The 14013-nt window shown below is 57.5% G+C and carries 10 protein-coding genes and 1 pseudogene; 9 read left to right on the top strand and 2 right to left on the bottom strand.

Features of this window, described 5'->3' with window-relative positions; genetic code table 11:
- Positions 1-259: 259 nt before the first annotated feature.
- Complete coding sequence (locus tag CAG46_RS17880) at positions 260-1138, bottom strand: LysR family transcriptional regulator (RefSeq protein WP_085616740.1); 879 nt, start codon at positions 1136-1138, stop codon at positions 260-262.
- A gap of 97 nt (positions 1139-1235) precedes the next feature.
- On the opposite strand from CAG46_RS17880, the gene CAG46_RS17885 reads away from it, so the two are divergent.
- The 9 genes and pseudogenes from CAG46_RS17885 (at position 1236) to CAG46_RS17930 (ending at position 12635) form a co-directional block, all read left to right on the top strand.
- Positions 1236-1991: a sulfite exporter TauE/SafE family protein gene (locus tag CAG46_RS17885; RefSeq protein ID WP_025337879.1), complete on the top strand. Its 756-nt coding sequence runs from the start codon at positions 1236-1238 to the stop codon at positions 1989-1991.
- A gap of 52 nt (positions 1992-2043) precedes the next feature.
- On the top strand, positions 2044-2601 hold the full coding sequence (locus CAG46_RS17890; protein WP_075043909.1) for a sugar ABC transporter ATPase: 558 nt from the start codon (positions 2044-2046) through the stop codon (positions 2599-2601).
- Between the two features lie 86 nt (positions 2602-2687).
- A complete protein-coding gene (guaB, locus tag CAG46_RS17895) occupies positions 2688-4157 on the top strand; it encodes an IMP dehydrogenase (RefSeq protein ID WP_013971138.1) in 1470 nt (489 codons plus the stop codon).
- A gap of 78 nt (positions 4158-4235) precedes the next feature.
- A complete protein-coding gene (gene guaA, locus CAG46_RS17900; protein WP_013971139.1) occupies positions 4236-5813 on the top strand; it encodes a glutamine-hydrolyzing GMP synthase in 1578 nt (525 codons plus the stop codon).
- Positions 5814-6083: 270 nt separating this feature from the next.
- Positions 6084-6392, top strand: a pseudogene (locus CAG46_RS29130) (replication protein A); the annotation flags it as partial.
- The gene (locus CAG46_RS29135; protein ID WP_256575098.1) at positions 6379-6819 is read left to right on the top strand and encodes a hypothetical protein; all 441 of its coding nucleotides are present in this window, start codon (positions 6379-6381) and stop codon (positions 6817-6819) included. The pseudogene CAG46_RS29130 and the gene CAG46_RS29135, both read left to right, overlap by 14 nt.
- A gap of 550 nt (positions 6820-7369) precedes the next feature.
- Entirely contained in the window at positions 7370-7819 is a 450-nt protein-coding gene (locus tag CAG46_RS17915) for a GNAT family N-acetyltransferase (RefSeq protein ID WP_085616738.1), read from the top strand.
- An 899-nt stretch (positions 7820-8718) separates the two neighbouring features.
- Positions 8719-10524, top strand: a complete 1806-nt coding sequence (locus CAG46_RS17920) for a DEAD/DEAH box helicase (RefSeq protein ID WP_085616736.1) — start codon at positions 8719-8721, stop codon at positions 10522-10524.
- Positions 10525-11087: 563 nt separating this feature from the next.
- A complete protein-coding gene (locus CAG46_RS17930) occupies positions 11088-12635 on the top strand; it encodes a hypothetical protein (RefSeq protein WP_085616732.1) in 1548 nt (515 codons plus the stop codon).
- Between the two features lie 349 nt (positions 12636-12984).
- On the opposite strand, the gene CAG46_RS17935 is transcribed toward CAG46_RS17930, so the two are convergent.
- Positions 12985-13989 (bottom strand): DUF3883 domain-containing protein, encoded by a 1005-nt coding sequence (locus tag CAG46_RS17935; protein ID WP_085616730.1) that lies wholly within the window; start codon positions 13987-13989, stop codon positions 12985-12987.
- Positions 13990-14013: the final 24 nt, after the last annotated feature.

Consider the following 14013-nt stretch of genomic DNA (forward strand, 5'->3'; position numbering starts at 1 on the left):
GCAAGCCGGCTCCCACAGGTATCGCGCTGGCTTGGGCCTCATGCTGTCCCTGTGGGAGCCGGCCCAGCCCTTTGGGCTGCGCTGTCGCGTAGATAACTGAAAGTGCAAGCAGTCCGCATACCCTGTGGGAGCGGCTTTAGCCGCGAAGAATCCAACGCGGTGCATGGCACCGGCTGCGCCGGTGTTCGCGGCTAAAGCCGCTCCCACAGGGCACCTGCTAATTCAATGAGTTATGTGCAGTTCTATGGGGGCAGGCCCTTCAGGCCTGCATCGCCGTCACGAACTGGCGCACCATCGAACCTGCATCACGCCTGCAAGCCATCGCCACAGAACTCTCACACCCTCCTTCCAGCACCACGAAGCTGACTGAGGCTGGCGCAATCTCGCGCATGCACGCCGGCAGCAATGCCACCCCAAACCCCGCCTGAATCAGCTGCAACTGGGTGGTCTTGCGCGACAGCACCTGCGCCGCGCGCGGGAAAAAGCCTGCCTCCATGCACATCGAGGCCGACAGGTAGCTCAGCCCGCCACGGTCCCGGTGCGGAATGGAAATGAAGCGCTCCTCCCGCAGTTGTTCCAGTTTCACCTGTGACGCGCTGGCCAAGGGATGCGCGGCGGCGACCGCCAGCAGCAGCGGTTCGCTGAACAGTTCATGCAGCACCACCCCTTCATGCTGGCGCAGCACCGGCAAGCGCAGCAGGCCGATATCCAACCGCCCGGCAGCGATATCCTCCAGTTGCGCCTCCGACGACTGCTGGGCAATTTCCAGCGAAACCCCTGGGTTGTCGCGCAAGTAGCCGCCCAGGCGAGCCAGCAACGGGCCGGTCAGCGGTACGGTGCTGGAGTGGTTCAGGCGCAGGCTGCCCTGCAACCCTTCGCCAATATCGCGGGTAACCCTCTCGGCCTGCGCCAGGTCGGCCAGCAAGCGCCGCGCCCGTTCCAGGAAGGCCTGGCCAGCCAGTGTCAGGCGCGGCAGGCGCGCGGTGCGCTCGAACAGCGGCGTGCCCAGTTGCTGCTCCAGTTCCTTGATCTGCCGGCTCAGCGCCGACTGGGCGATGTACAGCCGCTCGGCGGCAGCGCTGAAACTACCGCATTCGGCGATTTCCACGAAGTAACGCAATTGGCGGATCGACGTCATGTCATGCCTTTTCGAGATGAGTGTGGCGACAAAGGCATATTAGTCGGCATGGCTCATGGCTGGCTAACCTTTGCCTGTCTTCCCAGGAGCTGCTGCCATGCTCGCCCAACTGTCGTTTTCCGGCCTTGACTGGCTGCCCATCCTGCTTGGTGTCGGCGCTGCCTACATCGTCTTCGGCATCGCCGGTTTCGGCACCGCGCTGGTGGCCGGCCCAGTGCTGATCCACTTCATGCCGCTGTCGCGGATCATCCCGCTGCTGGTGCTGCTGGACTTCGTCGCCGCCTTCGGCAACCTGCTGCCCTCGCGCCGCGATGTCGTGCGCGGCGAACTGCTGCGGCTGCTGCCGTTCATGGCCATTGGCTGCACGCTGGGCGTGGTATTCCTGCTACAGCTGAAGTCCGACCTGTTGCTGCTGCTGATGGGCCTGTTCGTCACGGCCTATGCCCTGTACGGGCTGGCGGTGAAGGTGCGGCCGGCCAGTTTGTCGGGTTTCTGGGCAATGCCGATGGGCACGGCAGGCGGGCTGTTCGGTGCCTTGTTCGGCAGCGGCGGCTTCCTTTATGCCCTGTACCTGAGCGCGCGGCTGGAGGTGAAGGAACAGGTGCGCGCTACCCAGAGCGCGCTGATCAGTTGCAGTACGGTGGTGCGCCTGACGCTGTTCCTGATCGCAGGCGTCTATGCCGACCAGAACCTGCTGCTGCTCGCCGCCTGCCTGTTGCCGGTCATGCTCGTCGGCCTCTGGGTAGGGCGCAGGCTCACCCACCGGCTGTCCCGCGAAGCTTTCGTGCGCCTGGTCACCTGGCTGGTGCTGGCCAGCGGCCTGGCGCTGATCGGTCGCTACCTGAGCGCCTGAGCAGGCGGTAGAATTGCGGCAATACCGCAGTTTTTTCAGGCTTGTCCCGTTCATGAACACCCAGAGCATCATCGTTCCCAAGCTGTCTACCGTCCCGGTGCACGAAGCCCGTGCCCGCGCCATCCTGCGCTGGCTGGTGCGCGAGAAAGTCGTCGAGGAACAGTTGACCACCTGTGGCCGCACCGGCAACCGCATGGGCCATGCCCTGGCCGAAGGTGCCCGCAAAGTGGCCCTGCACCCGCAGAAACTGCCCTTCGGCGAGCAGGTCAACGGCCTGGAGGTGATGCTCAAGCGCTGCATCTATACCCCGACCGAAGGTTTCCTCGAAGAGGCCGGTTGCCCCGAGTGCCGGCGCGAGGTGGGTGAGCCGCTGTTTGAAAGCCTGGAAGAATGGATGCCGGCGGTGAGCGACAACTTCACCTGCCCGTTGTGCGGCTTCGAAGATGACATCAATGGCTTCATTTACCTGCAGCCATGTGCCTTTTCCAACCTGGGGTTCATCTTCAACAACTGGGGCGAGGCCGGGTTCACCCAGGCCTTTCTCGACAGCTTCGCCGACTGGCTCGACCAGCCGGTGACCGTGGTACAGGTAAAACTGCCACAAGGCTGACCGAAGGCCCTTATTTTGCATTGAGCGGCGCGCCGTGCATGAGTATAATGGCGCGCTTCCATTTTTCCCGCCCGGGAGCCCCCGCGATGCTGCGTATCAGCCAAGAAGCCCTGACCTTCGACGATATCCTCCTTGTACCTGGCTATTCCGAGGTACTGCCCAATGAAGTCAGTCTCAAGACCCGTTTGACCCGCGGCATCGAGCTGAACATTCCGCTGGTTTCCGCTGCCATGGATACCGTGACCGAAGCGCGCCTGGCCATTGCCATGGCCCAGGAAGGCGGCATCGGCATCATCCACAAGAACATGACCATCGAACAGCAGGCCAGCGAAGTCCGCAAGGTCAAGAAGTTCGAGGCTGGCGTGGTCAAGGACCCGATCACCATCGACGCCGACGCCACCGTGCGCGACCTGTTCGACCTGACCCGCCTGAACAACATCTCCGGCGTTCCGGTGCTGGCGAACGGCGACCTGGTCGGCATCGTCACCTCCCGTGACGTGCGCTTCGAAAGCCGCCTGGACGCCAAGGTCCGCGACGTGATGACCCCGAAAGAGCGTCTGGTCACCGTCCGCGAAGGCGCCGACAAGAACGAAGTCCGCGAGCTGCTGCACAAGCACCGCCTTGAAAAAGTCCTGATCGTTGACGACAAGTTCAACCTCAAGGGCATGATGACCGTCAAGGACATCGAAAAGGCCAAGGCCTACCCGCTGGCCAGCAAGGACGACCAGGGTCGCCTGCGCGTCGGCGCCGCGGTCGGCACCGGCAAGGACACCGGCGAGCGCGTTGCCGCCCTGGTGGCTGCTGGCGTTGACGTGGTGGTGGTCGACACCGCCCACGGTCACTCCAAAGGCGTGATCGACCGCGTTCGCTGGGTCAAGGAAACCTACCCGCAAGTGCAGGTGATCGGCGGCAACATCGCCACCGGCGCTGCCGCCAAGGCTCTGGCCGAAGCTGGCGCTGACGCGGTCAAGGTCGGTATCGGCCCGGGCTCGATCTGCACCACCCGTATCGTTGCCGGTGTCGGCGTGCCGCAAATCAGCGCCATCGCCAACGTTGCCGCTGCACTGGAAGGCACTGGCGTGCCGCTGATCGCCGACGGCGGCATCCGCTTCTCGGGTGACCTGTCCAAGGCCATCGTCGCCGGTGCTTCCTGCGTGATGATGGGTTCGATGTTCGCCGGTACCGAAGAGGCTCCGGGTGAAGTCGAACTGTTCCAGGGCCGTTCCTACAAGGCCTACCGCGGCATGGGCTCGCTGGGTGCCATGGCACAGGCGCAAGGCTCGTCCGACCGCTACTTCCAGGACTCCTCGGCCGGCGCCGAGAAGCTGGTACCGGAAGGCATCGAAGGCCGTGTTCCCTACAAGGGCGCCCTGGCCGCGATCATCCACCAGCTGATGGGCGGCCTGCGTTCGTCCATGGGCTACACCGGCAGCGCAACCATCGAAGAGATGCGCACCAAGCCGGAATTCGTGCGCATCACCGGTGCCGGCATGGCCGAGTCCCACGTGCATGACGTGCAGATCACCAAAGAAGCCCCTAACTACCGCGTAGGCTGAGGCTTCAAGCAATACAAGCATGCGGGGCTGTCATGACAGCCCCGCGTCGTTTCCGATTTCCACTGACGAGATTGAGTCATGGCCCTCGACATTCACGCTCACCGCATCCTGATCCTCGATTTCGGTTCCCAGTACACCCAGCTGATCGCCCGCCGCGTGCGCGAAATCGGCGTGTACTGCGAGCTGCATCCGTTCGACATGGACGATGAAGCGATCCGCGAATTCAACCCGCGCGGCATCATCCTCGCCGGCGGCCCCGAGTCGGTACACGAAGCCAACAGCCCGCGCGCCCCGCAGGCGGTGTTTGACCTGAACGTACCCGTGCTGGGCATCTGCTACGGCATGCAGACCATGGCCGAGCAGATGGGCGGCAAGGTCGAAGGTTCCGACCTGCGTGAATTCGGTTATGCCCGCGTGGACGTGGTCGGCAAGAGCCGCCTGCTCGACGGCATCGAAGACCACATCGACGCCGACGGCGTACTGGGCCTGGACGTGTGGATGAGCCACGGCGACAAGGTCACCCAGATGCCGGGCAACTTCCACGTACTGGCCAGCACCCCGAGCTGCCCGATCGCCGGCATGTTCGACGACGCGCGCGGCTACTACGGCGTGCAGTTCCACCCGGAAGTGACCCACACCAAGCAGGGCGGTCGCATCCTGTCCCGCTTCGTGCAGGACATCTGCGGCTGTGAAGCCCTGTGGACTCCGTCCAACATCGTCGAAGACGCCATTGCCCAGGTGCGTGAGCAGGTTGGTTCGGCCAACGTCCTGCTTGGCCTGTCCGGCGGCGTCGACAGCTCCGTTGTTGCCGCACTGCTGCACCGCGCCATTGGCGACCAGCTGACTTGCGTATTCGTCGACAACGGCCTGCTGCGCCTGCACGAAGGCGACCAGGTGATGGCCATGTTCAAGGAGAACATGGGCGTCAAGGTCATCCGCGCCGACGCTGAAAAGCAGTTCCTCGACAACCTGGCCGGTGAAGCCGACCCGGAGAAGAAGCGCAAGATCATCGGCCGCACCTTCATCGACGTGTTCGATGCCGAAGCCAGCAAGCTGGAAAACATCCAGTTCCTTGCCCAGGGCACCATCTACCCGGACGTGATCGAATCGGCTGGCGCCAAGAGCGGCAAGGCCCACGTGATCAAGTCGCACCACAACGTCGGTGGCCTGCCTGAGGAAATGAACCTCAAGCTGGTCGAGCCGCTGCGTGAACTGTTCAAGGACGAAGTGCGCAAGATCGGCCTGGAGCTGGGCCTGCCGTACGACATGGTCTACCGCCACCCGTTCCCGGGCCCGGGCCTGGGCGTGCGTATCCTCGGTGAAGTGAAGAAGGAATACGCCGACATCCTGCGTCGCGCCGACCACATCTTCATCGAAGAGCTGCGCAAGGCCGACTGGTACCACAAGACCAGCCAGGCATTCGTGGTGTTCCAGCCGGTCAAGTCGGTTGGCGTCGTTGGCGACGGCCGTCGCTACGCCTGGGTCGTGGCCCTGCGTGCCGTCGAGACCGTGGACTTCATGACCGCGCGCTGGGCACACCTGCCGTACGAGCTGCTGGAAACCGTCAGCGGCCGTATCATCAACGAAATCGACGGTATCTCGCGCGTTACCTACGACGTGTCGAGCAAGCCGCCAGCGACCATCGAGTGGGAATGATCCCGCGTCCGGCACTGCCCGGCACGATCTAGCAAAAAATGCCCTGAAGCCCGCGTAATTGCGGGCTTTTGGCATTTTGGGTCTGGCAAATTCGGGTAGCGTTCTGCATCGCCAAGCACGGTGTTTGTGTGGCATGGTACGGGGTATTGACTGCATCTAATGCCATGCATGACGCTCAATACCATGTCCTTTGCCTCAGTGTTGGCATGGTATTGAGTTGGCCTAAAGGCCCGGTTTTACTGGGGATTAGCCCCATTTTTCCGCGCTTTTCAGGGCATGCCGGCGCGGGGCGCCTCCGCCCTGATCGACAATGCCCGTTGGTGCGGCTTCGTCGCCAAAATGACAGAGGAACAGGCCAAGACCCTCAGCGACCGTGCCTATGATCGACAGCCGATCGGCGATGACCGAAGGAGCTTGTTTGTCCGCCTCGGTGTCAGCAAACAGAACTACGACGCCACCCCAGTCGACCAATGGTACAAGCGCCATGACGGCGGTGTCCTTGTGCCAGTGGAACTGCTGGAGACGAAGAAGGGAGGAGCTCTGCACATCGTCAATGGAGGCGACGATGAGCGGTGGTAATGCGGTGACCCCCACTAGTACAAGCGCGCAGGCGCGCGTGATGCTCTATCAACCTAGCCAGCGCCCTCGATTACGGGAAAGTGACTGGACCGATATGTCATTCGGTCGCTGCCGTGTGACAGGCAGACTAGGCCAGAGACACGCCGATATAGTCGAAGCGATCTTGTATTGCGCGGAGCGGCGACGCGATGTTTCTGATGGCGGTGTAGAGCTTCTGGTAGACCCCGCTCGGGTGAGAAAAACACTGTCCGACAGCCGCTACAGCTTTACACAGATCGAAAAGCTGTTGGCCGAACTGCGAGCTGCGACGATCACAATCGAAACGCCACAATTCGATTTTCCAATAATCGGCGGATTGATCGATCACGTTATCCCTTCGCTGATGACGCGGCTTGATCCGCTGACAAGGGGAGAGCGGAATCTGTAGCGGGTGCGGCTTGGCGTAGCACTAGTGATGCTACTTGAGCATGATTTGAGTTTGTACTACGACCCCGCCCCCATTGCCCGCCTCCAGCATGGCATCAGCCAAGCGGTTGCGCGACACGTACTGAGCCACAAGTTCGAGCCGTCGGGTGGCTGGTATCTTGACACCGTCATCGTGGCTGTCGCCGGTGCGGTGCAGAGTAAGGCGATGCGCGATGCGCGATGCGCGGTACAAGTTGAGGGAAGACGCCGCCGAATTGAAAGCGTTAGGCCTGCTTCTGGACGGCGTGAGGGTAAAGAAAAAGGTACTGGTGAAGCTTTAAGCGTCGCATACCCGCCCGATAGCGTCGCACACCCGCTCGAAGTTAGCAGGATATTCAGGATATTCAGTTCTGCGCGGCGCAGCCCACGCTTAGGCGCGGTCCGGCCTTGCTACTCGGCCTGCGGCCGTTGGGCACCAAAAGAAAGGGCGGTTCCGTCGAACACACATCACTTCGAGCACCTGGCACATTGCGCTGGGCTAATCTGTAGTCTTTTAGGATTGAGGTCTCAGCATGGAATGTCACGTTCGTCCCGCCACGAGCAGAGATGCAGCAGCGATTAGTCATGTAGTTCTAGCTGCCCTGCGTGAGTCAAACTCACAAGACTACCCGCCTGATGTGATCGCTCAGGTTGAGCAAAGCTTTTCTCCTGAATCCATCACCACACAACTTGCTAAGCGCAGGGTTTTCGTCGCCTTGCTGGGCGAAAACATTATTGGTACTGCCGGTCTCGACGGTGACGTGGTCAGAAGTGTTTTCGTTGACCCGGCTCACCAAAAAGGCGGTATCGGTAGGCATTTGATGGATGTCATTCATGCAACTGCTGCCAGCGCTGGAATTGGAGTTGTACGTGTGCCGTCGTCGATTACAGCTGAAAAGTTTTATGCCACGTTGGGCTATCAGAAAATCCGCGACGAGTTTCATGGGGCTGAACGCACCATCGTTATGGAAAAACGGCTCTAGGATTAGTCCAGGCTGCTTACCCTACTGATGCGGCAACAAAGTAGTGATCCCACTTGCCCGCTTGTGAAGGACCGATAGAGTCGCTGAGAACGCAGCTCAGGGCCTTTAAGGGGGAGTATCAGGCTGTTCAAAGTCCGTGCGTATTACTAATCATGAAGCCCCGAACTGTAAACGGCCGTTGTCCGTGTTCATGATGATAGTGCTCCCGCGATCCTCCAGGACTCCTTAAGAGGCAGAAGAGGCTAGATGAAGAAAATTAATCCCCGCACTGAGGCGGGGTGTTTGGGAGGCTGGCCAGCGATCAGCGATCGCCGGGGGTTTCTCGCTTCTGTGCTTCCTGCGCAGTCAACTGCGCCCCATAGCCCTTGCTACGCAGCTACCGGCCGAGCACCCACATACCGATGGCCAAGGTCGAGGCGAGTACTACGAATCCAGCGAACATGAGAATGTCATTCATGGTTATTTCTCCTGTTGGTCGTCGCTTGGGGTCATGCTCGTAACGTCGACGCGACCGGGATTGGTGCTGGTGTTCGCATCAGGTCGGATGACGTTTGATTCCGCGCCTACCGTTTCCGCAGGCGGTTCTGCGCTTGTGGTCGATCTGGCTTCGCCGAGAGCTGATGTTGGAACACCAGCACCAAGAGACGCTGAGTGCGCATTCTCCATGCCGGGCACTGACAGCGAGGCGACCACGCCGAGTGCTTTGGTATTGGTGGCACGTACTAGATACTCCGTGTTACAGAACGCGATGGCAGCTGCCATAAATTTGAGGCCGCTGGCGCGGGAGAGCTATTGTTCGAAATTGTGATCCCGGATTTCGCCTAAGCGGTTGAATAAGGCTGCAATCGTCAGCGAATTCCGTTGTGACAAAGCCCCTCAACCCTTACGGAAGGACCCATATGACAAACCCATTCCAGGACCGCGAGCCACACATCGAGAACAACGAACGTATCCGTACGCCCCAGAAAGGCGTGTTCCTCGCGCTGAACGAGGTTTTCGCGGCGGGTGGCGAAGAGCGTGAGTTCGCAGTAATACTGCCGGTCGGATGTGGCAAGTCCGGGAGCATCACGATATCGCCTTTTGCCTTCCGCTCGCGGCGGACGCTGGTGGTCGCGCCAGGCGTGGCCATCGCTCAGCAGTTGGCCGGTGATTTCGACCCGTCCAATCCCAACATGTTCTACCAGAAGTGCGCGGTGCTCGTCGGCGCGCCCTATCCTGAGCCTGTCGAAATCCGAGGGACGACGACCAACCGGGCTGATTTGGACGAGGCGCACGTCGTCATTACTAATATTCAGCAGCTCCAAGGCGGCGACTCGAACCGCTGGCTGCGCCAACTGCCGGCCGACTACTTCGACCTGATTCTCGTCGATGAGGGTCACCACGGTGTAGCCGACAGCTGGCAGGCTCTCAAGGCGCAGTTTCCCGAAGCGCAGATCGTCAACTTCAGCGCGACGCCGATGCGCGCCGATGGCCAGCTCATGGAGGGGCGCGTTATCTATACGTACCCTATTTTCGAAGCTATCCGCGAAGGCTATGTCAAACGCCTTAAGGCCGTGCAGCTGAACCCTCGCACGCTCCGGTACGTGCGCCGTGAAGACGGTCAGGAGATCGAGGTAGGGCTTGACGAGGTACGCAGGCTGGGCGAGGAGGACGCTGATTTCCGCCGCAGCATCGTAACTTCTACCGAAACGCTGAACACCATTGTGGATGCTTCAATCCGTGAGCTGCGCCGGCTGCGCGACGAGACTGGCGAAGTCCGACTGAAGATTATCGCCTCGGCCCTCAACTACGAACACTGCCGACAAGTCGTCGAAGCCTACGTCGCACGGGGCCTGCGCGCTAGTTACGTGCATTCGCGGGAGAACGCGCCGGCGAACCAGAGAGTGATGCAGCGGCTGGAAAGCCACGAGCTCGATGTGATTGTCCAGGTGCGCAAGCTCGGCGAAGGGTTCGACCATCCGCACTTGTCCGTGGCCGCAGTGTTCAGCATCTTTAGCAACCTGTCCCCGTTCGTTCAGTTCGTCGGCCGCATCATGCGCGTCATACGGCAGAACTCTCCCGGCGACGTCCTCAACCAGGGCGTCGTCGTGTTCCATGCTGGCGCGAACATCGCCAGCCGCTGGGCTGACTTCCAAGAGTTCAGTGAAGCCGACCGCGATTATTTCGACCAATTGCTGCCGATAGAGGAAGTCGATCCAGATCATGCTCCCGCTGAGCGACAGGTGGAACCGGTTCCCCATGATCTGGACGGAGTGGAGGTGCGTAGCCAGTCCGATGTGCATATCGAGGAAATTCCACTGCTGATGGACGATGAAGCTTTAGCTGCCCTTCGTGTACTGCAGGAGCGTGGATATACCGCAAATGACGTGGCGGCTGCTTACCAAACTCTGCAGCCACTACCAACAACTCGGGTACGCGAGCGGCAGGCGATGCGTGGCGGGCTTCCGATTAGAGTTCAAACCGCAGCTGGACGGATTCTCGGCGAGCGGGAAATTAACCCGAATGGTCACGAGCTTGATACGCGACGTCTCGGCAGGACGAACTTGATCGTGATGATTGCTGCCATCAATAGTCAGGTAAATACTTTTGTCGGTATGAGAACGGGACAACGGCACGAGTTCTCGCGCGAGATGCTCGAGCGGATTGACCAAGGATTCGACAACATACTCGCGGCAGCTGTAGTGGAGGTGTTCGGTGGCAATTAAGTCGCTCGTTACCCACGTCGAGATAGATACCGCTGGCAAGGCCCATAACTGTCAAGCCAGCGCCAAGCATCGTATCGAGAAGGGCGATGTGCGGCTAAAGGTCAGAAACGGCCGGAGTTGGGATCACTATTGCCTCGACTGTGCGAAGAAAATAATTGGGCGGGACATAGAGAAGCTCAAGGCGATCCAAGACATGAGACCTCCGGCCTAGCTGTATGGAAAGGAGCAGGCCGGAACATGGCAATGCAGTTGGCCCGCCAGGCCTAGCATCGTAAGAGCCGTCGCGCTGAAGTGGCATGCCTAGTTTGCCGCGCTGTGGGAGTCCAGTCACAGCATCAGCAAGGCGGCGAGCTGGCCGGGCTGGAAACGGTCTGCGGTCAGCAGGCCGAAGCGAAGCGCGGGGCGCGCTCGGTGACGATAAGTTGACGAAAACCTCTGCGATGGCTGCGTGGGACAGGATGAACGCCATAGGAACGAGCATAACAAGTGCGCTGAGCCGTTTTTCATCATCGAAGAAGTGGCCTTCTTAGTAGCATAAGGAAGACAAATTTTAAGGAAGTACTATGCAAGAAAGTAAGGATTATATTTCGCTTTACCTAGAGAATGAGTCTTCGAAACTTCGTGCGGAGTTGCTTAAGGAGAACTATGATCTACGTCTCCAGCTTGAGAAAATAAAGTCGGAAACTGTAGAAATTCTTTCTAATGTGAATAGCAGCATCTCAAATGCAGAAGACAAGATCACTGAGAAGGCTATCGATAAGACGCTCGGAATAATAAGTCAAGTAAAAAACTGGCTTGCCATTGCTGCCTTGGTGATTTCTGCAATTTTTGGTTTGGGCGTAATTCTTGGCTATAATAATTTGTCTAATACCTTGATTGCATTGTTTAACGATAAAGTTAATCAGTGGATGCGATTTGAAGATGACCGAAGCGGTGGCAAGCAAGCGCTAGATGAGCTACGAACTGAAGCGATAATTAATGCTTATATGATTCGGTTGGCGAGAAATTACGCCTCGGTTAGTGAGTCACTGTTTCAGTTAAATGGGCCGGAAGAAAAACGGTTGCTTAGTGTTTTACTAGCGCCTGAAAGTAAGTATTCGGATTTTTCCGATGCTTTGACAATTATCATAAAAAATCGTGGGCCGTTCCGGCTTGCACTCTCAGAAGATGATGTAGGTCGGAAAATAGCCTCTCTCCTCACAGTGTCTGATATATCGCCTGAGAAAAAGTGGCTGGTGCTTGAAAAGCTAAAAGGGGATGCCGCGCTATTACCATACTCAAAGTCCATATTGAATGATGAAAGTCAAAGCGTTTACGCGCGCATGGCTGCATGGGAGAACGTTAAGGTTTTCGACAAAGAAATGGCCATAAGTTTTGCTGAGGAAAATGTTGATATTGTCAAGCCTAATCTAAAAAGTGATCTGGTCCTGTATTTGGCAAAAGAGTCGGCGCGCTACGATGCAGCATTGCAGTATGTGCGTGATCAAATTTCTCAGAAGCCTGATTTCTGGGAGTCTGGCGTATTGGGAGTAATATCTGGTCTCGGAGAAACACTTCCGGCTACTCTAGATCCTGGTGCAGAAAAGCTTGCCGACCTTTTCGCAGAAATTGTAAGCCTTGGTGGTAAGATTGAAATTTCGGATGAAAGATTTGGACCTAAACGGATAGCACTTCAGCTTGATGGCGCGTCCAGGATGCTAGAGAAACCTGGGCGTTTATTAAAAAGTTCTAGCTTGGTGAAGGCAGTTATTGCTAAGAGCGATTCGCTTGATTGGGTTTTGAAAAGTACAAGCTTTTTTCAGGTTTCCGATCAAGGTGTTCTGTTGACTACTTTGACCGTTGCGCTTGGAGATAAATCAAGCATCGAAACACAGAATAATTCAAGGCTATCCAATGGTAACGTGCTGGATTCCATCTGGTTGCGAGTTCAAAACTACCCCGGCGGCAGCCTATTGATTGCCACGTGGCGTGACAGAAATACTGGGGTTGTTCAGGTAGACCCTGTTACTAAGTTTAATGAGTTAGAAGACATGAGCTTTCGAATATCCTTTGATGAAAAACTCTTAGAGTCGCTATCTTATGACTACCATTCGCCAACCGACCGCCTGTAGATCATGTTTAAATTAGATGTATGATTGTGAGGGTTAATAGAGGAGGGTATTCGGAGCAAAGCAAAGCACTGGATGCGGCTGTTTGAGAGCTATCGGAAGGCTGTGAGCATTCGCTGGCGTTGACTCTGTCATACCTACGCTAAGGGACGCCAGACAGCGGGCATATCTAGCGCTGATGTGAGCGCTTTATGGTATTTCAATGGTATTTTTTTGTGTCTGCGTAGATCCCGTGTTTTAATATTTTTTTGTCCGCTATTAATGATGGAGTGGGGGTGACCCCTCTTGGCTATAAACAAAAGTCCGCGTAAACAGCGGGCTTTTGTTTTCGTTGTGGTGCAGGAGTTAAATGTTAAGATTCGGGTTTTGGTGCGAGTGCCCCAATGTAAACGTAAGGATCAAGGTTAAACGCCTCTTTTAGCTGGCGAGAATTGTACACTGTGACTTGGGGGGAGTCAGATAGCGCCGACGTCACCATAGCCAATCTCCAGTCTGGGTTAAGCATTAATCCTGTATTGTGTTCGTTGCGCGTAAGGAAAAAGCGCGGTGTCGTGCCGGCCGTACCCTTAACTTCGAGATGCAGCGCTGATTCTCCGCGGGTGAAGATAAAGTCATATCCGCAGGGCAGGTGTGTTGTGCGCTGGTAGCTGTAGCCTTGTTCTATGTAATGTTCAATCACAGCGTCTTCTGCGGCCAACTCCACTGCTTTACGATGTTCAGGGGTACCAAACCCCCGAAGTGGATCGACCTGATCCAGTTCTGGGTCAAAAACGCTGTGTTCATTGGGGTTGTGAATTGCAACTGAGGCCAAGCGATTCATTAAGCTCTCAAGCCGAGCTTGAACCCTTGATTTATTCTCGGTCTTAGTAACGTTAGGACCGTCGAGAAACGAGTATTTCCCCTGTTTCACGGATGGATCCGAGAACGGCAGAATTCGCTCCTCAGGCGGGATGAAGTAAGCGGAATTGCTGGTTATGCAATATGACCAGTCGTAAGCAGGATGAGGGAAAATTTGCTGCCGCGGATCGGCATTATTGGGGCGGACTATCCACTCACCATGAAGCGTTGCATTTTCGTACCAACCAACCACGTGTATGCCTGGAGTTGCCGGATTTTTGGCCAAGCACACAACCGTCCATCCTTCCGGGTCATCGTGATACGGCGCGTAGTTACCTCCTTGTGGGGGCACATAGCAGTAGTAAGTCCCATCGACATCGGGCATAAAGTTGTAGGCTTCATGACCTCGTCCTTCGTTTTCCGTACCCCTGTGCTGATTCAGCCAAGCAAAGTTACCGGCGATGTCGCCACCTCGATAATATTCTGACCACCCAAATTTGACCCACAATACCTTGTTCATGTAATGCCGCTCCTTTGGGCTAGT

The organism is Pseudomonas sp. B23(2017), assembly GCF_002113725.1.
In the GTDB taxonomy this organism is placed as follows: Bacteria; Pseudomonadota; Gammaproteobacteria; order Pseudomonadales; family Pseudomonadaceae; genus Aquipseudomonas; species Aquipseudomonas putida_Z.

Excerpts from the sequence above, each read along its gene's own strand:
- CAG46_RS17915 (WP_085616738.1), top strand. The coding sequence starts at position 7,370 with ATGGAATGTCACGTTCGTCCCGCCACGAGCAGAGATGCAGCAGCGATT.
- guaA (WP_013971139.1), top strand. The coding sequence starts at position 4,236 with ATGGCCCTCGACATTCACGCTCACCGCATCCTGATCCTCGATTTCGGT.
- CAG46_RS29135 (WP_256575098.1), top strand. The coding sequence starts at position 6,379 with ATGAGCGGTGGTAATGCGGTGACCCCCACTAGTACAAGCGCGCAGGCG.
- CAG46_RS17930 (WP_085616732.1), top strand. The coding sequence starts at position 11,088 with ATGCAAGAAAGTAAGGATTATATTTCGCTTTACCTAGAGAATGAGTCT.
- CAG46_RS17935 (WP_085616730.1), bottom strand. The coding sequence starts at position 13,989 with ATGAACAAGGTATTGTGGGTCAAATTTGGGTGGTCAGAATATTATCGA.
- guaB (WP_013971138.1), top strand. The coding sequence starts at position 2,688 with ATGCTGCGTATCAGCCAAGAAGCCCTGACCTTCGACGATATCCTCCTT.
- CAG46_RS17880 (WP_085616740.1), bottom strand. The coding sequence starts at position 1,138 with ATGACGTCGATCCGCCAATTGCGTTACTTCGTGGAAATCGCCGAATGC.
- CAG46_RS17885 (WP_025337879.1), top strand. The coding sequence starts at position 1,236 with ATGCTCGCCCAACTGTCGTTTTCCGGCCTTGACTGGCTGCCCATCCTG.
- CAG46_RS17890 (WP_075043909.1), top strand. The coding sequence starts at position 2,044 with ATGAACACCCAGAGCATCATCGTTCCCAAGCTGTCTACCGTCCCGGTG.
- CAG46_RS17920 (WP_085616736.1), top strand. The coding sequence starts at position 8,719 with ATGACAAACCCATTCCAGGACCGCGAGCCACACATCGAGAACAACGAA.